Annotated in this window: 20 protein-coding genes and 1 other RNA gene; 4 read left to right on the top strand and 17 right to left on the bottom strand. The window is 41.1% G+C overall.

The window, feature by feature from the left end:
- Positions 1-2 precede the first annotated feature (2 nt).
- The 8 genes from HMPREF9448_RS08190 to HMPREF9448_RS08155 all read right to left on the bottom strand — a co-directional run bounded on the left by HMPREF9448_RS08190 (position 3) and on the right by HMPREF9448_RS08155 (position 9,350).
- Positions 3-1,271, bottom strand: coding sequence for an adenylosuccinate synthase (locus HMPREF9448_RS08190; RefSeq protein ID WP_008862132.1), 1,269 nt, complete (start codon positions 1,269-1,271; stop codon positions 3-5).
- A gap of 31 nt (positions 1,272-1,302) precedes the next feature.
- On the bottom strand, positions 1,303-1,773 hold the full coding sequence (locus tag HMPREF9448_RS08185; protein ID WP_008862131.1) for a Fur family transcriptional regulator: 471 nt from the start codon (positions 1,771-1,773) through the stop codon (positions 1,303-1,305).
- A 55-nt stretch (positions 1,774-1,828) separates the two neighbouring features.
- Positions 1,829-2,515, bottom strand: a complete 687-nt coding sequence (locus tag HMPREF9448_RS14200) for a DNA alkylation repair protein (RefSeq protein WP_051008906.1) — start codon at positions 2,513-2,515, stop codon at positions 1,829-1,831.
- A 124-nt stretch (positions 2,516-2,639) separates the two neighbouring features.
- The gene (locus HMPREF9448_RS08175) at positions 2,640-4,691 is read right to left on the bottom strand and encodes a dipeptidyl-peptidase 3 family protein (protein WP_008862129.1); all 2,052 of its coding nucleotides are present in this window, start codon (positions 4,689-4,691) and stop codon (positions 2,640-2,642) included.
- Between the two features lie 25 nt (positions 4,692-4,716).
- Positions 4,717-5,901 (bottom strand): class I SAM-dependent rRNA methyltransferase, encoded by a 1,185-nt coding sequence (locus HMPREF9448_RS08170; protein WP_008862128.1) that lies wholly within the window; start codon positions 5,899-5,901, stop codon positions 4,717-4,719.
- Between the two features lie 6 nt (positions 5,902-5,907).
- On the bottom strand, positions 5,908-7,230 hold the full coding sequence (gene rseP / locus HMPREF9448_RS08165) for an RIP metalloprotease RseP (RefSeq protein ID WP_008862127.1): 1,323 nt from the start codon (positions 7,228-7,230) through the stop codon (positions 5,908-5,910).
- A gap of 15 nt (positions 7,231-7,245) precedes the next feature.
- Entirely contained in the window at positions 7,246-8,406 is a 1,161-nt protein-coding gene (locus tag HMPREF9448_RS08160; protein WP_040296041.1) for a 1-deoxy-D-xylulose-5-phosphate reductoisomerase, read from the bottom strand.
- 74 nt (positions 8,407-8,480) lie between these two features.
- On the bottom strand, positions 8,481-9,350 hold the full coding sequence (locus HMPREF9448_RS08155) for a murein hydrolase activator EnvC family protein (RefSeq protein ID WP_008862125.1): 870 nt from the start codon (positions 9,348-9,350) through the stop codon (positions 8,481-8,483).
- Between the two features lie 279 nt (positions 9,351-9,629).
- Between HMPREF9448_RS08155 and HMPREF9448_RS08150 the strand changes: the two genes are divergently transcribed.
- The gene (locus tag HMPREF9448_RS08150) at positions 9,630-10,817 is read left to right on the top strand and encodes an OmpA family protein (protein ID WP_008862124.1); all 1,188 of its coding nucleotides are present in this window, start codon (positions 9,630-9,632) and stop codon (positions 10,815-10,817) included.
- A gap of 72 nt (positions 10,818-10,889) precedes the next feature.
- Here the strand turns inward: HMPREF9448_RS08150 and leuB are convergent, their stop codons facing one another.
- The 8 genes from leuB to HMPREF9448_RS08110 all read right to left on the bottom strand — a co-directional run bounded on the left by leuB (position 10,890) and on the right by HMPREF9448_RS08110 (position 20,709).
- The gene (leuB, locus tag HMPREF9448_RS08145; protein WP_008862123.1) at positions 10,890-11,963 is read right to left on the bottom strand and encodes a 3-isopropylmalate dehydrogenase; all 1,074 of its coding nucleotides are present in this window, start codon (positions 11,961-11,963) and stop codon (positions 10,890-10,892) included.
- Between the two features lie 11 nt (positions 11,964-11,974).
- Positions 11,975-13,531, bottom strand: coding sequence for an alpha-isopropylmalate synthase regulatory domain-containing protein (locus tag HMPREF9448_RS08140; protein ID WP_040296040.1), 1,557 nt, complete (start codon positions 13,529-13,531; stop codon positions 11,975-11,977).
- Positions 13,531-14,121 carry a 3-isopropylmalate dehydratase small subunit gene (gene leuD / locus HMPREF9448_RS08135; RefSeq protein WP_008862121.1) on the bottom strand — a complete coding sequence of 197 codons (591 nt, stop codon included), beginning with the start codon at positions 14,119-14,121 and terminating at the stop codon, positions 13,531-13,533. The genes HMPREF9448_RS08140 and leuD overlap by 1 nt, the downstream gene beginning before the upstream one ends.
- Positions 14,122-14,133: 12 nt before the next feature.
- Positions 14,134-15,528 carry a 3-isopropylmalate dehydratase large subunit gene (gene leuC / locus HMPREF9448_RS08130; RefSeq protein WP_008862120.1) on the bottom strand — a complete coding sequence of 465 codons (1,395 nt, stop codon included), beginning with the start codon at positions 15,526-15,528 and terminating at the stop codon, positions 14,134-14,136.
- A 9-nt stretch (positions 15,529-15,537) separates the two neighbouring features.
- A complete protein-coding gene (locus HMPREF9448_RS08125; protein WP_008862119.1) occupies positions 15,538-17,034 on the bottom strand; it encodes a 2-isopropylmalate synthase in 1,497 nt (498 codons plus the stop codon).
- Between the two features lie 301 nt (positions 17,035-17,335).
- Complete coding sequence (locus HMPREF9448_RS08120; RefSeq protein WP_008862118.1) at positions 17,336-17,950, bottom strand: hypothetical protein; 615 nt, start codon at positions 17,948-17,950, stop codon at positions 17,336-17,338.
- Positions 17,951-18,103: 153 nt separating this feature from the next.
- Positions 18,104-18,964 (bottom strand): sigma-70 family RNA polymerase sigma factor, encoded by an 861-nt coding sequence (locus tag HMPREF9448_RS08115; RefSeq protein WP_008862117.1) that lies wholly within the window; start codon positions 18,962-18,964, stop codon positions 18,104-18,106.
- 245 nt (positions 18,965-19,209) lie between these two features.
- Entirely contained in the window at positions 19,210-20,709 is a 1,500-nt protein-coding gene (locus tag HMPREF9448_RS08110; protein WP_008862116.1) for a Do family serine endopeptidase, read from the bottom strand.
- A 273-nt stretch (positions 20,710-20,982) separates the two neighbouring features.
- Between HMPREF9448_RS08110 and rnpB the strand changes: the two genes are divergently transcribed.
- The 3 genes from rnpB (at position 20,983) to HMPREF9448_RS08100 (ending at position 23,125) form a co-directional block, all read left to right on the top strand.
- Positions 20,983-21,329: RNase P RNA component class A (rnpB, locus tag HMPREF9448_RS14235), an RNA gene on the top strand.
- 31 nt (positions 21,330-21,360) lie between these two features.
- Complete coding sequence (locus HMPREF9448_RS08105; protein ID WP_008862115.1) at positions 21,361-22,746, top strand: YihY/virulence factor BrkB family protein; 1,386 nt, start codon at positions 21,361-21,363, stop codon at positions 22,744-22,746.
- A gap of 1 nt (position 22,747) precedes the next feature.
- Positions 22,748-23,125, top strand: a complete 378-nt coding sequence (locus tag HMPREF9448_RS08100; RefSeq protein ID WP_008862114.1) for a RidA family protein — start codon at positions 22,748-22,750, stop codon at positions 23,123-23,125.
- On the opposite strand, the gene HMPREF9448_RS08095 is transcribed toward HMPREF9448_RS08100, so the two are convergent.
- Entirely contained in the window at positions 23,106-24,398 is a 1,293-nt protein-coding gene (locus tag HMPREF9448_RS08095; RefSeq protein WP_008862113.1) for a bifunctional folylpolyglutamate synthase/dihydrofolate synthase, read from the bottom strand. The two genes, HMPREF9448_RS08100 and HMPREF9448_RS08095, sit on opposite strands and share 20 nt — an antisense overlap.
- Between the last annotated feature and the right edge of the window lie 9 nt (positions 24,399-24,407).

The following is a 24,407-nucleotide window of genomic DNA, read 5'->3' as shown; positions in this document are numbered from 1 at the left end:
TATTATTTATTGGAGAGGATAATCGTTTGTTCACGATCCGGTCCCACCGATACAATTTGGATAGGTACTTGTAATTCTTTTTCCAAAAATGCGATATAATCATTGAACTTCTGGGGAAATTCTTTTTCTGTGTGAATCTTAGTCATATCGGTTTTCCAGCCCGGAAGTTCTACATAAACCGGTTCAATATTTTCTTCAATAGAGTAGGGGAATTCAGTAGTTTCTTTTCCATTTATCCGATAAGCGACACAAGCCTTAATGGTTTCGAAAGAATCGAGAACATCGCTTTTCATCATGATTAGTTTGGTTACTCCATCTATCATAATCGCGTATTTCAAGGCTACCAAATCGATCCAGCCGCAGCGTCGTTCCCGTCCTGTCACAGCACCGTATTCATGGCCGAGGTCTCGTATTTTCTTTCCGGTTTCGTCGAATAGTTCAGTTGGAAAGGGGCCGCTTCCTACCCGGGTACAATAGGCCTTGAATATACCATACACTTCTCCGATTTTACTAGGAGCAACTCCCAATCCGGTACATGCCCCGGCACATACGGTATTCGATGACGTGACGAACGGGTAAGAACCGAAATCGACATCGAGCATCGTTCCTTGCGCTCCTTCGGCGAGGATAGATTTTCCTTCTTTCAGGTAATGATTGATAACGTGTTCGCTGTCAATGATTTTAAATCTTTTCAAGTATTCGATAGCTTCGAACCATTTGGGTTCCAATTCGTCTATGTTGTAATCGTAATTAAGAGAGCGAAGAATATTTTCGTGTTTAGTTTTTGCCGTGGTATATATTTTTTTGAAATCGAGGAATATGTCGCCTACGCGAACACCGTTTCTACTGATTTTATCGGAATAGGTGGGTCCGATACCTTTTCCTGTGGTCCCGATTTTGGAGCTTCCTTTCGCAGCTTCATAAGCCGCATCGAGAATTCGGTGTGTGGGTAAAATCAGGTGAGCTTTTTTTGAAATGTAGAGGCATTGGGTGAGATCGTGTCCGCTTTCGGCTAAACTTTCGGCTTCTTCTTTGAACAGAATAGGATCCAAAACTACGCCATTCCCGATGATATTTATTTTCCCTCCTTGAAAAATACCCGAAGGAATAGAGCGTAAAACATATTTTTCGCCTTTGAATTCCAGTGTATGGCCGGCATTGGGGCCTCCCTGAAAGCGAGTGATTATATCATAATTGGGTGTCAATACATCAACGACTTTACCTTTACCTTCGTCGCCCCATTGCAATCCTAAGAGAACATCGACTTTCATAATTTGAGTGTTATGTAAACTTTAATTCGGTTTATTTCTTTTCGATTTTATCTTTTTTGTTTTTGTTGCTACATCGGCTACAAATGCCATAGACATATAGGGTATAGTACGATGTATTGAATTTATTGAATTTGCGAGTATTCAAATTGGACATCAAATCCAAATCTTTTACTTCCCTGACTTTACCACATTTCATACAGATGAGATGATGATGGTTGGCATTATATACTCGTTCATACTGTGCCAGATTACTCCCGAATTGGTGTTTGCGCACTAAGTTGGCTTCGAGTAACAGATCTATCGTGTTATAGACCGTGGCTTTGCTTACTCTGTATCCATTTTGGATCATAGCTTCATATAGAGTTTCTACATCGAAGTGTTGAGTTGTCGTGTATATTTTCTCCAATATAGCAAACCGTTCCGGGGTTTTTCGTAAATTCCGGGATTCTAAAAATTGTATAAACAACTGTTTTACAGTTTCTTTTGATTTTTCTTCTGGCATGGTAAACAACCTATGTTACAAATTTAGCTATTTTTGTATTACAAGCAAAACAAATTCAGTTTGAATCGTATCTCGAAAATTCTTTGAACAGTTCCTTTTCTTGGTTTAATTCATCGAATAAGTTACTGTATAACTCATTGTTCTCGAATGAGTTTTTTGAATTCGACAGAATATAGACAGAAAGTTTGTCATGATGCATGGCTTGTTTGAGATAATTGACGGCAGGAAAAGCTAAATTGACATTTGGGTCTGCCACTTTTTTTAGTGCGATATCGGCTATCTGCTCGAATATCGAAATGTCGTTTATTTCGTGGTGGTCGATAAGCCAAGCTGTCGCTAACTGCAATCCGGTATACTGTCGTATCATCTTGTCGGAGAGACTCCATGACAGTGCTTTTCGAGGTGCGAATCGGAGTCGGCGGAACAGGCTTTTACAGCATATATCGGCAATTTCGATATTGGGCATATTCGTGACCCACTTTTCTGCTTCATCTTCGTTAAATTCATCTGCGGGGTAGAGCATAGGCGCCAGCATCATCGATTCACGCACGGCGGTATCGTTCCACAAAGCATTTGCCAGTTGAGCATCCGCCGGTATCTCTTCGGCTATTTTTTTTAACAGGGGTAATGTTAGTCCAAAGTTTATTTTGTAGTTGGCTCCGAGATTTCTCATGTTTTGAGAAACGATCCCGTTCATTGCCTGTCTGAATTTAAGTTTTATGTCTTTGATTTTTTGTTGCATGATGTGTAATTGAAATTTGTTGCAAGATACAAATTAAAAATAAGCGAGTAAAGATGTTTTGTAGAAAAAGAGCACCCCGATATATCTGGCATATATCGGGGTGAGGGTAGTATCGTTGTATCGATTATTTACAAACAACGGGTATAGACGTATAGATAGGCAGAGGAGAATAGTCTTTGGAGTATCTCAACATTTGCTCGGCATATCCTTCGTTATAGGAGATTTGTATGTCGGTTATATTTCCGTTCTCGTCGGTGATAGGTGTATAGACCGGATTTACAAATCCTTTGTACGGAGCTATGTGTAGGTTTTCATATCGAGCCAATACCTCATTGTGCAAATCTTGGTCGACAATTACTCCATACTCCTCGACTAAGTTTTTACCGCTTTCGTAATCACCTTCCGATTTTATCCGTTGTACTTCGGCCAGTAATTTACCGAACAAACTCCGTAGTTTTTCATAATCATTGATGACAACGTAAGTTTTTCCATCACGTTTGGCAAATTCCACGACATTGTCGGCTTTACCATGTTCGTAGGCCCAACGGGCGATTAATTGGCGATTACGCATGTGCGACTCTTCTATGTTTTTTCCCGGTTCTATGCGGGTGAGCTGAGTCATGAGTCCGTTCATCATGTATTTGTAATAAGCTGCTTTGTAGGCATCCTCCGAAGGAAGAAGACCTAATTCCAATATTTTGGGATCGGCCATATAATATAGAGCGAACAAGTCGGCACGAGCTTCTTCCAATGTGGAGCTATATGCTTTTAATGCATCGGGATCTACACCGGGTAACAATTTACCGGATCCATGACCCAAGCATTCGTGTAAATCGGTGTGAAGGTTGTCGGCTTGGAAGAGGTAGTTATTCATCAAATTCCGTTCGGTATCGCTCCATACGAACTCATCGTTGAATCCGTTACCTTGCGCGGCTTTCTCGTAAGCCTCGGTAATGTTTTCGATCGTTACCGATTTTGATCCGTGAATGTGGCGAATCCAGTTAGAGTTGGGTAAATTGATACCTATGGGGGTGGAGGGGTAACAGTCTCCGGCTAACATTGCCGCTGTGATTACTTTGGCTGAAACACCTTTTACTTTATCTTTTTTGAATCGAGAATCCACCGGAGAATTGTCTTCGAACCATTGAGCATTATCGCTGATCGTATGAGTCCGTTCCGATGCTTCGAGATTTTTAAAGTTGACGATAGATTCCCAGCTCGCTTTCATGCCCAATGGATCGCCGTAAGTTTCGGTAAAACCGTTGACAAAATCTACTTGGGAATCGAGATCTTTTACCCAGAGAATGGCATATTCGTCGAATTGTTTCAAATCACCGGTTTGGTAATAATCGATGAGTTTCTCGATGACTTCTTTCTGTTGTTCGTTTTCTGCTACGCCGGCAGCTTTTTCGAGCCAATATACAATCTTCTCGATAGCTTCGGTATAGAGTCCGCCCACTTTATAGGTTTCTTCTACGATTTTTCCGTCACGTTTTACTAAACGGCTATTCAGTCCGTACGAGATAGGAGTTTCGTCTTTGGGATTTTTCATTTTGTTATAAAACGCTTCTGCCTCGGCCTGAGTCACACCATCGTAATAATTGCATGCCGAGGTGACGATGAGGTCCTCACCGGCAGCTTGATTTACTCGTTTGGGCATGACCGAGGGATCGAAAATAACAGGAGTCAATGTATTGAGTAGATCGTCTACACTTGCACCAGTGGTTAGAGGAAGTGTTTCAGGGTCGAGCGATTTAACAGCTTCGGTAAAAAATTCTTGTGAAAATTCGGGAACAAATTTGTCACAGCCGTAGTGATGGTGAATTCCATTTGAAAACCACACCCGTTTCAGATAAACTTCAAAATTTTTGAAATCCTGACTTTCGCGGTCTCCGGTATAGTTTTGATAGATTGCTTCGAGAGTGCGGCGAATGGCCAAGTTCCATTTTCCGTTTTGGTCATAAAGTATATCCCGGCCGTATGCCGCAGCTTCGGAGAGGTAATAAACCAATTCTTTTTGTTTTAAAGATAATTCCTCGAATCCGGGAACTTTGTAACGCAGGATTTCAAGATCGGCAAACGATTCTACGGTGTAATCGAAGTCGTCTTTTTCCTGTTTGGTAGCACAAGATGCTAAGATAAGCAATGAAGCCATTGTACAAACAATTTTTTTCATATAACGTGATTTTTTGAAATTTGGTTTATTCTACATACAAGACTAACCCTTTCAAGTATTCACCTTCCGGGTGATAGATATTAACCGGGTGGTCGGCGGGTTGAGTCAGTTGGTGTAAAATGCGGACATTGCGTCCCGATTGTGCTGCGGCACTGAAAACAGCCAATCTGAAATTTTCTTTACTTACTACTTGCGAACAAGAGAATGTGAACAATATTCCTCCCGGACGAATTTTTTCGAATGCTTTTGCATTCAGTTTCCGATAACCTTGCAAAGCATTATTCAATACTTTTTTATGTTTTGCAAATGCCGGTGGATCGAGAATAATTAAATCATATTGATCTCCCATAGTATCCAAAAATTTGAACGCATCTTCGGCAAATGCTTGATGCCTGTTATCTCCGGGAAAGTTCAACTCTACATTTTTGCAGGTCAGATCGATAGCTTTCGAAGAGCTGTCGACCGAATGTACCAATTTGGCATTACCCCGCATGGCGTAAAAAGAGAAACCGCCGGTATAGCAGAACATGTTTAAAACCGATCGTCCGTGAGCGTAGCGTTCGAGCAAGGCCCGGTTTTCCCGTTGGTCGACGAAGAACCCGGTCTTTTGCCCACGAACCCAATCGACATAAAATTTCAGTCCGTTTTCCGTGGCGATATTAGGTGCATCGCCCCCCAACAGATATTCGTTTTCTGCATCAAGTTCTGCTTTATAGGGGAGAGTAGTTTCCGATTTGTAGTAGATATTGTCTATCGCATTTCCCAAAACCGATTTCAACGCTTGGGCTATTTGATGACGGGCGTAATGCATGCCCGGAGTATGAGCTTGCATGACAGCCGTTTTATTATATAAGTCGATGATAAGCCCCGGTAAATTGTCTCCTTCTCCATGTACCAATCGGCAGGTATTGTTATACTCTCCGTTAAGGAGACCGAGACTTAATCGCACATTATATGCCTCTTGCAATCTTTTGAAGTAGAATTGCTCGTTTATTTCTTCCGGTTTAAAAGTCAATATACGAACGGCAATACTACCGATTTGGTATTGGCCTATACCGATAAAATTTCCTTGATGGTCTGTTACCTCGACGATATCTCCTTCTTCTGGTTGTTTCTCAAAGCGATATATCGCTCCTGAGAATACCCATGGGTGGAATCTGTGGAACGAGTCTTCTTTCCCCGGTTTTAATGTTATTTTAATGTAGTCCATAGTCTGTTACTTAAAGAAAAATCGGAATATATCGTTTCCATTAGCATAAATCAATAATGCAAATAGGAAGAGCATGCCTCCCATTTGTGCGTATTCCATAAATTTATCGTTCGGTTTCCTTCTTGTAATCACTTCGTATAGTAGGAATAAGACATGTCCTCCGTCAAGAGCAGGAATAGGTAAAATATTCATGAAGGCTAATATGACCGAGAGAAATGCTGTCATGCTCCAAAAAGCCTCCCAGTCCCATGTTGCCGGGAATATACTTCCGATAGCTCCAAATCCGCCTAAACTTTGAGCTCCTTCTTTGGTGAATACATATTTCATACTACTCACGTAGCTCTTCAATTTGTCCACTCCCAATTCTATCCCTTTGGGAAAAGATTCCCAGAATCCATAATGTTCTGTGACTATTGCATAACTATCGCTCAAAGGAGCAATGGCTATGCCTAATCGTCCCAAAGAATCTGTCGTGATTTCTGTCGTTTTCACTTCTGAGCCTCGGGAGTAGACAACCGACACGCTGGTGTTAGGTTTGGATTCCAGTATTTTGTGCATTTCATTTAGTGATGATGCCTTTTCTCCATCGATCGATTCTATATGGTCTCCCTTTTGCAGACCGGCTCGTGCTGCCCCGGTATTCGGGGAGGCTTCGAACACGACAGAAGGAATACGGTATAATGCGAACAGTTCTTCTTTATCGATCAATCGTAACATAAAGTTTTTGGGGATTTCGATGGTTATTGTGTCGTTATCTCGCAAAACTTTCACCTCTTTGGCGTCTACTATTTTTTGAAGGGTCTCGCTCGACATATAATTCAAATCGACACCGTCGGCCGAGAGAGGAATATCTCCGTTTTGGAATCCTATGTTTCTTGCCGACTCACAGTATTCCATACCAGCGTAAGCGTTTTTGAACGGTATATAAGATGTTCCCCATGTGTAGACGATCATCGAATAGATGAAGACGGCCAAAATGAAATTAAATACAACGCCCGCTACCATAATTAGGAGCCTTTGCCATGCCGGTTTCGACCGAAATTCCCACGGTTTGGGCGGCTGGCTCATTTGTTCTCTGTCCATCGATTCGTCGATCATTCCCGAAATCTTCACATATCCTCCGAACGGTAGCCAGCCGATTCCATATTCGGTATAGCTATTTTTAGGTTTGAATTTGAAAAGAGAAAACCACGGATCGAAAAACAGATAGAATTTTTCAACCCGAACCTTGAACATTCGGGCGAATATAAAATGTCCAAATTCGTGGAAAATGACTAATATGGAGAGGCTTAATAGTAGTTGTACTGTTTTTATTAAGAATGTTTCCATTAATAATGCTATTTTTTATTGATATGATTTAACAAGTTCGGTCGCATAATTGCGGGCTAATTTGTTTGTGTGGACGTAATCCTCATATTCGGGTGACTCGATAAATTCTATATGCTCCATTGTTTCAGAAACAATGCGGGCAATGTCGGGGTAGGCGATCGTGTCGTTAAGGAAACCGGCTACGGCTATTTCGTTGGCCGCATTCATAATGCAGGGCATATTCCCACCTGTTGCGACAGCGTCAAATGCATATCGTAACAAAGGGAATCGTTCGAAATCGGGATACTCGAATGTGAGTTCGGAGTATTGTTCGAGTGTCAATTTCGGAGCCGAGCTTTCCAAACGAGCAGGATAGGACAAGGCGTATCGAATGGGGAGTCTCATATCTTGGGTCCCCAGTTGAGCTTTGACAGATCCATCTTTGAATTGAACCATAGAGTGCACGATAGATTGCGGGTGTACGGCAATTTCTATGTTTTGAGGGGATACGTCAAACAGCCATTTGGCTTCGATCATTTCAAAGCCTTTGTTCATAAGTGTTGCAGAATCTATGGTAATTTTATGTCCCATGTGCCACTTGGGGTGTTTTAAAGCGTCGCTTTTGGTAACATGCGCCATCTGTTCTGCCGTGAATTTTCGGAATGGTCCGCCGGATGCCGTTAAAATGATTTTCTCGATAGGATTATCTCCTTCGCCAACTAAGCACTGGAAAATAGCAGAGTGCTCCGAATCGACAGGAATGATAGGTGTCCGGTATTCGAGAGCAAGACGTTTGATGAGATCCCCGGCAACTACCAATGTTTCTTTATTGGCCAAAGCAATGGTCTTATGAGCTTCGATAGCTCGTATAGTAGGTTTTAACCCCGAATATCCTACCATTGCCGTGACTACTATATCGATGGGCGCTGCCTCTACGATTTCAGAAATGGCATTTTCTCCCGCATATATTTTTATAGGGAAATCTTTCAGAGCTTCTTTCAGCTTATTATAATGAGCTTCGTTGGCTATTACTACCGAATCGGGATTAAAATGTTTGGCCTGTTCTATCAGCAAGTCGACGTTATTATTCGCTGTTAATGTGTATACCTCGAATAAGTCGGGATATTCGGCGACAACTTCTAATGTTTGAGTTCCAATCGATCCGGTAGAGCCTAATATTGCTAATTGCTTTTTCATTTGGTTTAAGAGGTCAAATCTCAATTTTAACTTTACAAAGGTATAAAATAAAGTGTATCTTTAATGAATCGGGATTAGAAAGTGATATATTTTTCCGGGTCTAACGACTGACCCATGTGCCACAATTGAAATTCGGCCACACATGATTGTTTTGAGGATTTACCATCTTCCCACCCGGTCACGGCTATTTTTTCACCTCCCGATACTTTATCTCCTATGTTTTTAAGAATCCCCGAATTATATTTATAGACCGACAGGTAATTATTGCTGTGCTGTATATATACGACATATCCGTAATCGATTGTATAACCGGCGGAAACAATCGTGCCATCGAGGACGGCAGAAACAGCTGTATTTCTGGGGCACTGTATGTCGATACCGAAATGTCCTTCTTTGGGGTTATAGGCTTTGATTATTTTGCCTTTTAGCGGCGGGTAAAACAGTTTTCCGTCGATAGGAGTAGTCGGGGTAAAAACATTTAGCGTGTATTTTTCTTCTTGTTCGTATTGCTTGATATAGTTTGCCATCAGTTTGGATTCCGGTAGAAGAGTATCTGTCGTTGTGGAAAGCAGACTGTCGGCTTGTTGTCCGATAGAATCTATTTTTATTTCACCGGTAAGTATGGAAGCAAGATTTTTTATATATGCGTCGCGACGCTGTACTTCTGCCGCCAAAGAATCGACTCTAAGGATTTTATCAACCATTTCGATTCGTTCTTCTGTTTTCAAATATCCGGGTAATAAATTTTTTACAGGTGTACCTACGATTACAGAGAGTATAGCTACGACAATCAGACCAATGAGAAGAATGGCGGTCATTATGGCTCCAAATCGGGAAAAACAAATAGTCCATACATCTTCAAGAGAGCTTTCGTTGAAAAATGTAAGTTTGTATTTGGAGCGTTTTTTCGAGAAAAAATCAGAATTTTTTTTATTTCGTTTCATAAATATTACCTCTGTTATTCGATGGGTAAAAGTTTCGCATTCATCGGTATGTGCAAATTTAATAATTTATTACCAACCGGTATAACCTGTTTTCATTTTTTATAAGAAGCTTATATAGCCTAAATAATATAGAATTTTACTATCTCTTTTTTTCGACGGTTGGTGAACACATTCTTTTATCTGTTTGTTTTAATTTACAAAAACGGATAATAGCGTTTGACTTATGCTCCTGTTTTTTTGAAATGTAATTGCAAAATTGTATAACTAAAACAAATTAAAATGAAAACAAATTTCTTTTATTTAGCGGTAGCCATAGCTACAACTTCGCTTTTCTGTTATTCCGAATCGGCAGGAGCTCAAGCGATTATTGTTGAAGAAGATGTTTCGGTAACAGAGGTTGTACCTACCAAGCCTCGGTATTATTCTGATAGTCATAAAAATAACTGGTTTATTTCGATAGGAGCCGGAGGTCAAACTTTTTTGACCGAACATGTAGGAGATGCTCAATATACACTGGCTATGGACTTCGCTATCGGTAAATGGATCAGCCCGTATTTGGGATTCCGATTATCTGCAATGGGAGGTGCTTTACATACCAATTGGCCGCTTGCCGAAGGAGTGATGACACATATGCGTTATGCTGCGGTTTACGGCGATATCATGTGGAATATGTTTAATACTTTCCACGGTTATAACGAGGATCGTGTATTTTCTATCATACCTTTTGCCGGAGCCGGTGGTATTTATTCATTCCATAATACTCCATATAATAATAAAACGTATGCTTTCCCTATAACAGCCGGTATTAAACTGAATTTCAGATTGTCGCATTATGTCGATTTCTTCTTGGAGGGACGAGGTAATTTAATTGGCGATCATTTTAATGGAATTGTCGAAGGAACAGAAGTCGAAAGTGTTATTTCGGCAATCGGAGGTTTTTCTATTAAATTCGGCAAAGACCGATTTAAAGCATACGATGCTTATGCCGATCAAATGGTTATCGGCGATTTGAATAACAGGGTTAATGCATTGAGGGCTCAATTGAACGAGTGCGAGTCAAGAGTTGTGGAATGTCCTCCATGCCCAGAAGCGGTTGTCGAGGAGGTAACTGTAATAGAGCCAGCGGCTTGTAGCCAAGAGTTGACGGGTGTAGTACGCTTTACGATCAATAGCGCTGTTGTTTCTAATGAAGAAATGGTAAATGTTTATAACATAGCACAATGGATGAAAAGCAATCCATCTTGTAATATCTCGGTAATAGGGTATGCCGATAAAGCAACCGGAACACCCGAGTATAATAAACAATTGAGCCAGCGTCGTGCGGAGTCTGTTGTCAAATTATTGACCGAGAAATACAATATAGATAGAAAACGAATACAGATTATTGCTAATGGTAGTGATTCTCAATTATATCCGAAAAATAATAATTGGAATAGAATTGTCGTATTTTCTGGTTCGGTTCAATAGATAATTAGATAAGGAAGTAGCAAAAAAGCGGATAGTAAATTTTGAATACTATCCGCTTTATTATTGCTTTGATCAGTGGCTTTTTATCCATTGGACAATCCATTCGCCTACGTCGTCGGTATGGTAGGATTTCGTACTTGTGCCGGCGATGTCTTCGGTCACGATTCCGGCATTCATCGATTCGGATACGGCCGTTTGAATCGATAAGGCTTCTTCTTTCAACCCAAATGCATATTCGAACATCATAGCCGCCGACAATATGGTCGCCAACGGGTTAGCTATATTTTTCCCCGCTGCCTGAGGATAGGAACCGTGTATAGGTTCGAATACAGAAGTATGCAGGCCAATCGATGCCGATGGCAGCATACCTAAGGAACCTGTGATAACGGAACCTTCGTCGGTGAGTATATCGCCAAACATGTTTTCGGTAACGACGACATCGAAACTTTTGGGACATTGAATCATGCGCATGGCAGCGTTATCGACGAATAAAAATTCGGTTTCGACTTCTGGATACTCCGATGCTATTTCTTGCGTGATTTCTCTCCATAGTCGGGAGGTCGCCAATATATTCGCTTTATCGACCATTGTAACTTTTTTACGCCGTTTCATGGCGTATTCGTATGCCAATTGGACAATTCGTACAATTTCTTCCCGACTGTATATACAGGTATCATAGGCTATGTTCCCGTCTTCACTACGGCCTTGCGGTCGCCCGAAATATAGTCCTCCCGTTAATTCTCGGATACACATAAAGTCTGCACCGTCGATAATGTCGGAACGGAGGGGGGATTTATGAATCAATCCGGGAAAGGTGGTTATGGGACGAATATTTGCGAATAGTCCGAGCTTTTTCCGCATGGCAAGTAATCCTTGTTCAGGGCGTATGGTCGCATTGGGATTATTGTCGTATTGGGGCGAACCTATGGCTCCAAACAAAACGGCATCGGAGCGCATACATAATTTATGAGTAGAGTCGGGGTAGGGCAATCCGGTTTCTTCTATGGCACAAGCTCCTACCGGGGCTGTTTGATATTCCAGAGAATGTCCGAATTTTTCACAAACGGCTTTCGTTACGTTCAAAGCCTGTTCCACGACTTCTGGTCCAATTCCGTCGCCGGGCAATACTGCGATATGTAATTTCATATTCTTTCTATTTAATTGTTTTGTATATTCAGCTCTTTATCTTCTATTAAGTTAAGCATTTTGATTGTGGCTTGTATGGCGGCTTCCATTTGGTCGGCGTCCAATCCCTGTGTTTTCAAAATATTTCCATTATAATCCCATGAGATAACGGTTTGTACCAATGCATCGGTGTGTCCGCCGGGAGGTATGTTTACTGTATAGTTTGTCAACGACGGGAACGTTCGTCCGAGTTGTTCTTTGTATATCTTCCGTATGGCTTTTACGAATGCGTCGTATTGTCCGTCGCCGGTAGACGCTCCTTCGTATGTTTTTCCGTTTACTTCGATGGCAATAATTGCTACTGGCTTTAATCCCTGAGAAAGGTTTAAAGTATAATTTATTACCTTGACGTGCTGAGCTATGGTTTCGTGTTTTAATACGTCTGAAATGATATAGGGAAGATCTTCTGGGGTAACCATTTCTTTCTTATCACTTAACTCGACCACTCTCTGAGTTACTCTCTTGATGGATTCGTCATCGAGTTCTATACCTAGCGATTCGAGATTTTTACGGATATTAGCTCTCCCGGAAGTCTTGCCAAGTGCATATTCGCGTTTCCTCCCGAATCGTTCGGGTAATAAATCATTGTAATAAAGATTGTTCTTATTATCTCCGTCGGCATGAACTCCCGCACATTGAGTAAATACGGATTCTCCAATAATAGGTTTATTGGCTGCGACTCGTATTCCCGAATAGGATTCAACGATACGACTCACTTTGTTTACCATGTTTTCGGTAATTCCGGTTGTTGCTTTTACGTGATCATGCAACACGGCTACAACACTGGTGAGGGGTGCATTTCCTGCTCTTTCGCCCAGCCCGTTTACGGTACAATGCACGCCTTGTATTCCGGTTAGAGTTGCAGCGAAAGTGTTGGCAGTCGCCAGATCGTAATCGTTATGAGCATGAAAGTCGAATCGTAAGTCGGGGTAACGCCTGCGCATGGCTCTGCAAAATTTTAGCGTTTGAAGAGGATTCAAGATACCTAATGTGTCGGGCAACATGAACCTTTCCACAGCTTCATTTTTTAAAGCATCCATTAAATGAAAAACGTATTGAGGGGAATGTTGTATCCCGTTGGACCAATCTTCCAAATAGAGATTGATTTTCAGCCCGACTTCTTTCGCTTTCTTAATAGTTTGTTTGATATCTTCGACGTGTTCTTGTACCGTTTTTTGAAGTTGGAAGGTACAATGTTTTTCCGATCCTTTGCAGAGCAAATTCATCACTTTGGCTCCACAAGAACGAATCCATTCGATAGAAGCTCCTTTATCGAGAAATCCCAATATCTCGATTTTGTCGATGTGTCCTCGTTTCTCGGCCCATTCGCATAATTGTTTCGCCATTTCGTATTCTCCGGTGGAAACTCTTGCCGAGGCAATTTCGATGCGAGGAATTTTTAGGTCTTCTAAAAGTAAGCGAGCGATACTCAATTTTTCCTGTCGGGCGAACGATACCCCCGACGTTTGTTCTCCGTCTCGCAGAGTAGTATCCATAATTTCTACAACCATAGTACTTCTCGATTTCATTATGAATGTTTTTCTTCCCAGTTTTCTATTTCTTGTTTTTTGCTCAGTAGATAATCGATGTCGTCATATCCGTTGAGCAAACAGTTCTTTTTGTAAGGATTTATTTCGAAATGTTCCGATTCTCCGCTTGTGTCGTCTGTAATGGTTTGCTCTTTCAAATTGACTGTAACGGTCGATTGTGGGTTCGAAAAAATATGTTTGAATAAACTGGTAAGAAATTGCTCTGAGACAATTACCGGAAGTACTCCGTTGTTAAGTGCATTGTTCTTGAAAATATCGGCAAAAAAACTAGATACTACTACTTGGAATCCATATCCGGCAATAGCCCAAGCAGCATGTTCACGGCTGGAACCGCTACCGAAGTTTTTCCCCGCTACTAAAATAGAACCGGAATAGAGCGGGTTGTTAAGAATAAAATCTCGAATAGGTTGCCCTGTTTTATCGAAGCGCCAATCGCGGAACAGGTTTTCTCCGAAACCTTCCCGAGAAACGGCTTTTAGAAAACGAGCTGGGATAATTTGATCGGTATCTACATTCTCTTGGGGAAGAGGAATACATGTCGATGTTATGATGTCGATTTTTTTTATCATAGTCATACAAAGTTATAAAAATTTTCTGGGATCGGTTATCTCTCCTGTAATTGCTGTCGCAGCGGCTACCAAAGGTCCGGCAAGTATAGTCCGCGCTCCGGGACCCTGTCTACCTTCAAAGTTCCGATTAGAGGTCGATACAGCATATTTTCCCAGGGGGACTTTATCTTCGTTCATGGCTAAGCAAGCCGAACAACCGGGTTGACGTATTTCGAATCCTGCTTCCGACAAGATAAGATCGATGCCCTCTTCCTTGATTTGTCGCAACACGGCTTGTGACCCCGGTACGAGCCAAGCAATTATATGATTAGCTTTTTTGTGCCCTTTTACCAAATTGGCAAAAGCTCTGAAATCCTCAATACGGCCGTTTGTACAGCTTCCTAAAAAAACATAGTCGATTTTTTTCCCTATTAGAAGCTCTCCGGCAGAGAAACCCATGTAACTCAATGCCCGGCGAAACGAAATTTTTCCACTGTCTTCGATCGATTCTTCCAATGGTATTCTTTCGTCGATAGCGATTCCCATTCCGGGATTTGTCCCATAGGTAATGCGCGGGGAGATTTCTGCCGCATTAAATGTCACTTCCTTATCGAATGTAGCATCTTTATCACTATATAGAGTTTTCCAATAGGCGAGGGCTTTGTCCCAATCTTTTCCCTTGGGTGCGAATTCTTTATCCTTTATATAACCGAATGTCGTTTCGTCGGGAGCAATCAGACCTCCGCGAGCTCCCATTTCGATACTGAGGTTACAGACTGTCATTCTTTCTTCCATACTGAGCGAGCGGATTGCTTCTCCTGCATATTCCACAAAATATCCGGTAGCTCCTCCTGTCGTCATTCGAGAAATGATAAATAAAGCGATGTCTTTAGCTGTGACTCCGGGAGAAAGTTTTCCTTCGATATTTATGCGCATTGTTTTAGGTTTGGGCTGTAAAATACATTGGGATGCCAATACCATAGCAACTTCGCTCGTGCCAATACCGAAAGCGACGGCTCCAAAAGCCCCGTGGGTCGAAGTGTGGCTGTCTCCGCAAACGATGGTCATTCCTGGTTGAGTCAACCCATATTCTGGTCCGATAACGTGAATGATTCCGTTTTTTTCATTTCCCAGTCCATAATGAGTCAAACCGAACTCACTGGCATTGGTGGCGAGTGTCTCTACTTGATTGCGAGAAACCGGGTCGGCAATAGGCTTATCTTGATTTAACGTGGGAATATTATGGTCGGGAGAACAAGTTGTTCTTTCCGGTCGAAAAACCTTCAAATTTCTAGCCCTCAGTTCGTTGAAAGCCTGAGGACTGGTAACCTCGTGGCAATAGTGCCTGTCTATATATAATTGATCGGGGCCTCCTTTTACCGAGGTTACGACGTGGGTATCCCATATTTTATCAAATAATGTATTCATGTGATTTCGTTATATAATGAACTTATTAATAGCATCTATAAAGGCTTCGGCAGAAGCTGCGACAATATCTGTATTTGCCGAGAATCCGTAGTATGAGTTTCCGTTGTAGGTCACAGTCATATGTACTTTCCCTACATCGTCGCTGCCTTTGGTAATAGCTTGTATAAGAAATTCTTTGACTACCATTTTTCGGTGAATGATGCATCGTATAGCATTTATGGCGGCATCTACCGGCCCGTTTCCCGAAGCTGCTGCTTCGAATTTTTCACCGGCTATGTCTAATCCGATGCTGGCAACGGCCTTTATTCCTACTCCGGCAGTTACTTGTAGGAAGTCTAGTTGTATGCGTGCATTGGCTGTTCTCTCTTTCCCTACCAACATTAATATATCGTCATCATTGATATCTTTTTTACGATCGGCAAGTTTAAGAAATGAATCATAAGCTTTGTTTAAAGCATCTTTTTCCAATTCGATACCTAATAAATGAAGTCTATGTTTCAAAGCAGCCCGTCCACTTCTTGCGGTTAATACGATAGAGTTTTCGTCAATTCCGACGTCTTTGGGATCTATGATTTCATAGCTTTCCCGATTCTTCAATACACCGTCTTGGTGGATTCCTGACGAGTGGGCGAATGCGTTGCGGCCAACGATTGCTTTATTCGGTTGTACCGGCATGTTCATGAGATTAGAGACCATGCGGCTTATTCCGTAAATCTTTTGTGTATTGATATTAGTCTCTATCTGTAAGTTGTGGTGACATTTGCAGATCATGGCTATTTCTTCAAAGGCTGTATTTCCAGCTCTTTCACCAATGCCGTTTATCGTAACTTCGGCTTGTCTGGCTCCGTTTTGGATTCCAGCCATCGTATTCGCTGTTGCCATGCCCAAATCATTGTGACAATGAGTGGCTATCGTAACGTTATCGATTCCTGAGACATGTTCTTTGAGATATAATATTTTTTGTCCAAATTCGTCCGGCAAACAATATCCAGTTGTATCTGGTATGTTTATAACCGTAGCGCCTGCTTTGATGACGGCTTCGACTACTCTGGCTAAATATTCATTATCGGTACGGCCTGCATCTTCAGCATAAAATTGTACGTCTTCTACAAATTTTTTCGCATATTTGACAGCAGCCACAGCTCTTTCTACAATCTCTTCACGAGTCGAATTGAATTTATATTTAATGTGATAGTCCGAAGTTCCAATGCCTGTATGAATACGTTTATGTTTGGCATATCGAAGAGCCTCGGCTGCAACTTTTATATCGTTTTCGACAGCACGGGTAAGCGCACAGATCGTGGGCCATGTTACAGCTTTGGATATTTCGACGACCGATTCGAAGTCTCCGGGACTCGATACAGGAAATCCGGCTTCTATGATGTCGACACCAAGTGTCTCTAATGCCTTAGCTACTTGTATTTTTTCAACTGTGTTGAGTTGGCATCCGGGAACTTGTTCTCCGTCTCTTAATGTTGTGTCAAAGATAAATAATCTGTCGGACATGTTATTGCTATATTAAATTGTAAAAAGCCTTTCTCGACGTATTCGTGAGAAAGGCTATAATTTTTGTATCGTAAATTGCTAGGCACTATATCTCACTTCTATTCTGTTACATTCGATAGAAGATCAATAATTAGGCTGTTTAGCAATTCTATTATCATTATTGAATTATTTTGTTTCTTGTGCAAAGGTAGTTATTGTTTTGAGAAAACAAAATAAAATATCATGTTTTTCCTCTTTAAATCTATAATTTAAAATTTTTATCGACGAAAATATATTTATTTATAATTGATAACTCGCGTTATTAGAAGCTTATTCCTAATCGGATAGATACGAGATGGCATCCGTTCATATCTTGGAAAGTTCCTTTTTCATCGGTAAATGGAGATATTTGATAAAAATTATATCCGATAAGAATATGAGACCCGAATTTTTTACTTACAGATAGGTTCATACCTAATCCGGCAGAACCAAAAAAGCCACCTTGATTTTCTCCTTTGTACATTTGATTGGTAGAATAACCCGCTCTGAAATCAACAAAAAGAAGAGATTTGTTGCTTAGCAAATTACAACGGAAAAGTGCATAAATAGGGAGGTAGTATCGATTGTTGGAAAATGAACTGTGAAGACCTATTCCTAAACCAAAGCATTTGATGGTGTGGGACCGGTAGCCTGCGAATAAATCTAAATCGAAAGAAGAAAAGTCATTCCCCGACATATCGATGGATGCTCCTGCTTCAACTCCAAATGTAACAGGTTTGATTTTTTTATCTTTGCTCATATCCGACAAGTTGCTTTCGCGCATGACGTATTGATTGTTCCCGTTTTCAAAACCTGTGGTCGATTCTTGTGCCGATGTATTTTGTAAAAAAAGGCATAGAGTTGATATTAACAATATCTGATATAGGTATTTAGCCATGATTTTATTATTTGTTGAGGACGAAGGTAAATTTTTTATTGCGATTGAGCAATCGAACGACTGAAAAAATAAATGAAGAGGTATTTAAAATAAAAAACCAACCTGAGGTGCAGGTCGGTTTTTCTTGCCATTGGGGCAGACAATCCAATAAGGTTATCCTAAATAAGTTTTTAACAGTTTACTCCTCGAAGCAGTCCTGAGTCTTCTGATGGCTTTTTCTTTTATTTGTCGAACTCTTTCTCGGGTTAATCCGAACTTGTCTCCAATTTCTTCGAGAGTCATTTCTTGACAGCCGATTCCAAAAAACATTTTAATGATTTCGCTTTCACGAGGAGTAAGTTGTTTAAGTGCGCGATCGATTTCTTTCGAGAGAGATTCGTTAATTAACGACCTATCTGCTATGGGGGAATCGTCATTAACCAATACGTCGAGTAGACTATTATCTTCTCCTTCAACAAAAGGGGCGTCTACCGAAATATGCCGTCCCGACACTTTTAATGTATCGGAGATTTTATCTACCGGTATATCCAATTCTTCTGCGAGCTCTTCGGGAGAGGGACGACGTTCGTTTTCTTGCTCGAATTTAGAAAGAGCTTTACTGATCTTATTGAGAGATCCTACTTGATTTAATGGCAAACGAACGATTCTCGATTGCTCGGCTAGAGCTTGAAGAATAGATTGACGAATCCACCACACTGCATAGGAAATGAACTTGAAGCCTCTCGTTTCGTCAAATTTTTCGGCAGCTTTAATTAAACCCAAATTTCCTTCATTGATTAAGTCCGGGAGACTTAACCCTTGATTTTGGTATTGTTTGGCAACCGAAACGACAAAACGCAAATTGGCTCGTGTTAACTTTTCCAGTGCTGCATGATCGCCTTTTTTAATGCGTTGGGCAAGTTCTACTTCCTCTTCTACCGTAATCAAGTCTTCGCGTCCGATTTCTTGTAGGTACTTGTCAAGAGAAGCACTCTCCCTGTTCGTAATCGATTTTGTAATTTTTAATTGTCTCATCTTGCAATATTGAGATTTTGGGACTGCAAATATACTATATTTATTGTTAATGGAGCTGTAAAAAATGTTTAATTTTGAACGTGAATCTACAAAAATACCATTTTACTGCTCCTGCCTTTTTCGTATTTATTATTATAACGTTTGAATATTTGTTCTGTTGTGTTTGTTGTGCTATATTTAATAATTATCTTTTAATATGGGATATGACCCTTGTTTAGGGGGCATATCCCATATTCCAAAAAGATTTAATCGGCCAAATCTACTGCATAATACATCATTTTTCCATTCGGATAAATACCCGTAATGAACATAACTTTTTGATTTTGATTTGATTTTACAATAGAGTCGTACATGGATTCCAAGTCACTAACCGACTTCATCGGGGTGTTATTGATTTCAAGAATGACAAATCCTTCTCGCATACCGGCCGCTTTGAATTTACCGTTTTTCAATCCAATAACCTGCACTCCATATCGGATATTCATCTCTCTCAAACTCTTGGCATCTAATTCTTTGAATCCAGCTCCCAAAGAATCCATTCCGGCAATCTTGGTTATCTCGGTATTGCCTTGACTATTTTTTAATGTCAGGGATACAGTTTTGGATTCTTTTCCTCGTAACAACCCTATTTTAATTTTATCTCCGGGACGATATTTACTCAATTGTTCGGAAAGCATGGCTCCATTTTTAATCTTTACGCCATTAATAGAGGTTATAACATCACCTTCTTTTATTCCTGCTTCCATCGCAGCGCTGCGATTGTATACTTCACCGACGTATATTCCTTCTTGTACTTCAAGATTTTCTTCTTTGGCCAATTCGGAATCTATTTCTCTATACCCTATACCCAATACGGCTCTTTGTACGGTACCATATTCTTTCAAATCGGCAATTACTTTACTTACTATGGAAGTGGGAATAGCGAATGAATAGCCGGCGTAACTTCCTGTTTCGGAGTAAATGGCCGTGTTGATACCCACTAATTCACCTGCTGTATTTACCAATGCTCCACCGCTATTTCCCGGATTTACAGCTGCATCGGTCTGGATAAACGCCTCTATACCCATTTTTTGGCTACGAGGGTTGAGTGCGCTTATGCTACGAGCTTTGGCACTTACGATACCAGCGGTAACCGTCGATGTTAATCCTAACGGATTTCCTACCGCCAATACCCATTCTCCGACTTTCAAATTATCGGAATCGCCAAATTTGACGATGGGGAGATCTTTGGCATCTATTTTTATCAATGCCAAATCGGTAGAAGGATCGGTTCCTATTACACGACCATTGAAAGTCCTATTGTCATTCAGGGTTATATCCAATTTATCGGCTCCTTCTACTACGTGATTATTGGTTACAATATATCCATCGGGGGTAATAATTACTCCCGACCCCAATCCAGCACGAGGCTGAGGTTGTATATTGCGCCCTCCTTGTCCAAAGAAATATTCGAAAAACGGATCGCTAAAACCGCCTAATTGACTTTGTTTGGGTGTAGAAATCGATTTTATACTAACGACGGCATTAACCGTGTTTTCGGCGGCAGTGGTGAAATCTGTTTCAACAGCCGGTCGATTGATTACTCTTGTAAAGCGAGTCGGCTGTGCATATCCACTGTCGAGCGATTGATCTTGTATTTTTGAATCGGCCGACTTATTCAATATACTAAATGCGCCGATTGTAATTCCGGAGCTCAGAGCTGCAATTAAGGCGATGCCCATCAATTTTTTTCCGTAAGAATTCATAATCTATTAGCTTTAAATGTTAATATTATCTTGTATTTAAGTTTTTCAGACGTTAAATTTAATACATTTATCGTGCCGTTGAAACCCTTGCATCTTCTTTTTAAGCTCTTTTAATAAGCAGGATAGCTACTTAACAGGGGTTAACGCAGATGACTGTCATGAGAATCATTTTTATATACTTAGGCATGTCATATTGTCCGTTAAAATTTACAAGATTAAAAATCATACTGACAGTATTCTGTCTTTGCCATTTTTATCGTATCTTTGTAACGTACAGCAGGACGGTCTGTCGCTCGTATGATGCGAGAGGAAAGTCCGGGCAACATAGAGCACCATATTTCCTAACGGGAAGCCATTCGCGAGAGTGGAGTAGCGTAACAGAAAATAACCGCTGCGAAAGCAGTAAGGGTGAAAAGGCGAGGTAAGAGCTCACCGGGTTTTACAGTAATGTAGAATGCCGTACGTCTTATGGGTTGTAAGGTTATGTATACCGGCGTTGTAGGGTTGCTCGCCCGATGCCGGGGGGTAAACCGCTAGAGCCTTGTGGTGACACAAGGTCGAGATAAATGACAGACACTCTTTCGAGAGTACATAACCCGGCTTACAGGCCTGCTGTATTTTTTTGTAGAAGTTTTCTGTACGATATATTCTATGGTTCAGCGTAAAAACAAGCCCTCTTTTTTTGCCCGCGCCAGCCTTTTTATAAAACGGTTATGGCAGTTTGTCTCGGTCGATATATGGCATGTGACCGAGTATAAGCTCCATATTCATATTCTTAAAACATTGAACTTGTCGGTACGCTGTTTCTTAAATGAAAAGTTGCAGGAAAAGGCTTCCGCATTGACGTTTAGTACGATTTTGGCAATCGTGCCTGCGTTGGCTATGTTATTTGCTATTTGTAAGGGATTCGGATTCCAACATATTATACAAAGTCAGTTGTTCGATTATTTCCCGGCGCAACGCAATGCATTGGAATATATGTTAGGGTTCGTCGACCAGTATCTCGATCAGATGAAAGGTGGAGTATTCGTGGGGATAGGCCTTTGTTTCCTTTTGTGGACTTTGATAAGTTTGTTATCCAATATAGAGAAAGCATTCAATGATATTTGGCAGGTACAAGGCGGTCGATCGTTTTATCGTAAGGTTACCGATTATACCTCGATGTTTTTGATTTTGCCTATTTTGATGGTTGCATCGAGCGGATTTTCTTTGTTTATGTCAACCATGCTCAGTTCTTCGGTTCTATTCGATTTTATGAGCCCTTTGCTGCGTTGGGTCTTTCGATTAGCTCCATATATACTTACCGCTTTGTTCTTTACCGCTATTTATATTTTTATACCCAATACAAAGGTTAAGTTCAAATATGCGTTTATTTCTGGGCTTATTTGTGGTACGGTATTTCAGATTTTTCAATTTATATATATTTCGGGCCAAATTTGGGTATCGAAATATAATGCTATTTACGGGAGTTTCGCATTTTTGCCGTTGTTGCTCATTTGGATGCAATTTTCATGGTTGATTTGTCTGTTTGGTGCTGTGTTGACTTACTCATCTCAAAATGTAGTAAATTTCAATTTCGAAAAAGAGACCAACGATATATCTCGTCGGTATTCCGATTATATTATATTAGTCATAGCCACAGTTATTGTCCATCGGTTCAAGGAGGGACTTCCGCCGATGACCAAAGGACAGATATCGAGACGTTATGCTATTCCCATACAGTTGGTAGAGCGTACCGTCGATGAATTGGAACGGGTGAATATTATTTCGCAGACATTGTCGGAAGAAGAGAGGGTTCCTGCATATCAACCGGCGGTAGACATCAGCCGATTGACTTTGGGCTATTTATTGCGAGCCATCGACAGAGAAGGAGACGAGGATTTTATCTGTAATTTAAAAGCCGATTTCCCAAAGGAATGGGCGGCTATAATAGATACCCGTAGGCTTATGGAAGAGAAGGGTGATAGTATTGCATTGAAAGATTTGAAAATAGAAGAAAGCCGAGTGCTTTCCCATAAATTAAATAATAATGAGTGATATGAAAAAAGTAATTTCTACGACATCTGCTCCGGCTGCTATCGGACCTTATAGTCAAGCTGTTGAAACCGGAAATATGATTTTCCTTTCGGGGCAATTGCCCATTGACCCCAAAACCGGAATAATGCCTGAGGGCATCAAAGCTCAAACTCGTCAAGCGTTTGCGAACATTAAAGCTATTTTGGCGGAGGCCGGTTATTCGGTCGAACATATTGTAAAGACGACCGTGCTGTTGGCCGATATGTCTCTTTTCGGAGAAATGAACGAAATATATGCCGAGCAGTTCGGGTCCGTATTTCCGTCTCGGTCGGCGTTTGCAGTTAAAGAATTACCGAAACAAGCATTAGTCGAAATAGAGGTTATTGCTGTGAAAGCATAGTTTTTAGCAAGTCGGCCACGATGAATGTACTGCCGCCTACGAAGATCAGATCATCGGGGCGGCTTTCTTTTTTCGCCGCTTCCACAGCTTGTTGAACCGACGGATAACACTTCCCTGTCAATCCTGCTTTTATTGCTAATTCGTACAGTCTTTCCTCGGGTAAAGCGCGAGGTATCGAGGCCCGGGTGAAATAGTAAACGGCATTTTGGGGGAGCATAGCCAAAACTCCCGAAATGTCTTTGTCATTGACCATACCGATGATAATACGCAAGTTTTGATAAGATTCGTTTTGCAACTGTCGAACTATATATTGTATGCCTCCGGTGTTGTGCCCGGTGTCGCAAATTAGTCGGGGAGACGATTCCAATTGTTGCCATCGCCCCATTAAACCGGTAAGACTGGTGACATGGGCGAAAGCATCATAGACCGATTGGTGGGAGATATTGTATCCTAAATTTCGTAATTGGCCGACTGCTGTCAGAACGGTAGCTGCATTTTTCTCCTGACATAGCCCGCTTAACTCCCCGAAAAGGTGCGGAAATTCGGGAGAATCGAATTCCCAACCTTTGTCATTCCGTTGGGTCGACCGGAAATGAATTTGTCCCTCTGCGAATATAATGGGGGCTTTTATCTCTTTCGCTCGATCGATGAATACTTGCTTCACCTCTCCCTGAGCTTCACCGATCACGACCGGTATTCCGGATTTTATAATACCTGCTTTTTCTCGGGCTATTTTCGGCAGGGTGTCTCCGAGCATTTGCACATGGTCATAGCTGATATTGGTAATGACACATAAATCAGGAGTAATGATATTTGTACTGTCCAATCTTCCGCCCAATCCGACTTCGATAACAGCGACATCTACTTGATTTTCGGCAAAGTGGTTAAACGCCATCATCATGGTGAGTTCGAAAAATGATGGCTGGATATGGAGTGTAGATGCAAGATGTTTCTCTGCAAATTGAATAACGTCTTCTTTGGAAATCATTTGTCCATTGATGCGGATACGCTCTCTGAAATCGATAAGATGCGGAGAGGTATATAGCCCTGTTTTATATCCGTTTAATTGCAGAATAGCGGCTAATAGATGCGATACCGATCCCTTGCCGTTGGTCCCGGCAACATGTATGGTGTGAAATTTTCGATGGGGATATCCGAAATATTTGTCCAATGCTTCGGTATTTTGCAATCCCGGTTTATAAGCAACACTTCCTATTTGTTGAAAAACAGGTAGTTGTTTATATAAATACTCCAATGTCTCTTCGTAATTCATAATTCATAT

This window comes from Barnesiella intestinihominis YIT 11860 (assembly GCF_000296465.1).
GTDB lineage: Bacteria > Bacteroidota > Bacteroidia > Bacteroidales > Barnesiellaceae > Barnesiella > Barnesiella intestinihominis.
This window is presented reverse-complemented; position numbering and strand designations above follow the sequence as displayed.

Excerpts from the sequence above, each read along its gene's own strand:
- HMPREF9448_RS08190 (WP_008862132.1), bottom strand. The coding sequence starts at position 1,271 with ATGAAAGTCGATGTTCTCTTAGGATTGCAATGGGGCGACGAAGGTAAA.
- HMPREF9448_RS08185 (WP_008862131.1), bottom strand. The coding sequence starts at position 1,773 with ATGCCAGAAGAAAAATCAAAAGAAACTGTAAAACAGTTGTTTATACAA.
- HMPREF9448_RS14200 (WP_051008906.1), bottom strand. The coding sequence starts at position 2,515 with ATGCAACAAAAAATCAAAGACATAAAACTTAAATTCAGACAGGCAATG.
- HMPREF9448_RS08175 (WP_008862129.1), bottom strand. The coding sequence starts at position 4,691 with ATGAAAAAAATTGTTTGTACAATGGCTTCATTGCTTATCTTAGCATCT.
- HMPREF9448_RS08170 (WP_008862128.1), bottom strand. The coding sequence starts at position 5,901 with ATGGACTACATTAAAATAACATTAAAACCGGGGAAAGAAGACTCGTTC.
- rseP (WP_008862127.1), bottom strand. The coding sequence starts at position 7,230 with ATGGAAACATTCTTAATAAAAACAGTACAACTACTATTAAGCCTCTCC.
- HMPREF9448_RS08160 (WP_040296041.1), bottom strand. The coding sequence starts at position 8,406 with ATGAAAAAGCAATTAGCAATATTAGGCTCTACCGGATCGATTGGAACT.
- HMPREF9448_RS08155 (WP_008862125.1), bottom strand. The coding sequence starts at position 9,350 with ATGAAACGAAATAAAAAAAATTCTGATTTTTTCTCGAAAAAACGCTCC.
- HMPREF9448_RS08150 (WP_008862124.1), top strand. The coding sequence starts at position 9,630 with ATGAAAACAAATTTCTTTTATTTAGCGGTAGCCATAGCTACAACTTCG.
- leuB (WP_008862123.1), bottom strand. The coding sequence starts at position 11,963 with ATGAAATTACATATCGCAGTATTGCCCGGCGACGGAATTGGACCAGAA.
- HMPREF9448_RS08140 (WP_040296040.1), bottom strand. The coding sequence starts at position 13,531 with ATGAAATCGAGAAGTACTATGGTTGTAGAAATTATGGATACTACTCTG.
- leuD (WP_008862121.1), bottom strand. The coding sequence starts at position 14,121 with ATGATAAAAAAAATCGACATCATAACATCGACATGTATTCCTCTTCCC.
- leuC (WP_008862120.1), bottom strand. The coding sequence starts at position 15,528 with ATGAATACATTATTTGATAAAATATGGGATACCCACGTCGTAACCTCG.
- HMPREF9448_RS08125 (WP_008862119.1), bottom strand. The coding sequence starts at position 17,034 with ATGTCCGACAGATTATTTATCTTTGACACAACATTAAGAGACGGAGAA.
- HMPREF9448_RS08120 (WP_008862118.1), bottom strand. The coding sequence starts at position 17,950 with ATGGCTAAATACCTATATCAGATATTGTTAATATCAACTCTATGCCTT.
- HMPREF9448_RS08115 (WP_008862117.1), bottom strand. The coding sequence starts at position 18,964 with ATGAGACAATTAAAAATTACAAAATCGATTACGAACAGGGAGAGTGCT.
- HMPREF9448_RS08110 (WP_008862116.1), bottom strand. The coding sequence starts at position 20,709 with ATGAATTCTTACGGAAAAAAATTGATGGGCATCGCCTTAATTGCAGCT.
- HMPREF9448_RS08105 (WP_008862115.1), top strand. The coding sequence starts at position 21,361 with ATGGTTCAGCGTAAAAACAAGCCCTCTTTTTTTGCCCGCGCCAGCCTT.
- HMPREF9448_RS08100 (WP_008862114.1), top strand. The coding sequence starts at position 22,748 with ATGAAAAAAGTAATTTCTACGACATCTGCTCCGGCTGCTATCGGACCT.
- HMPREF9448_RS08095 (WP_008862113.1), bottom strand. The coding sequence starts at position 24,398 with ATGAATTACGAAGAGACATTGGAGTATTTATATAAACAACTACCTGTT.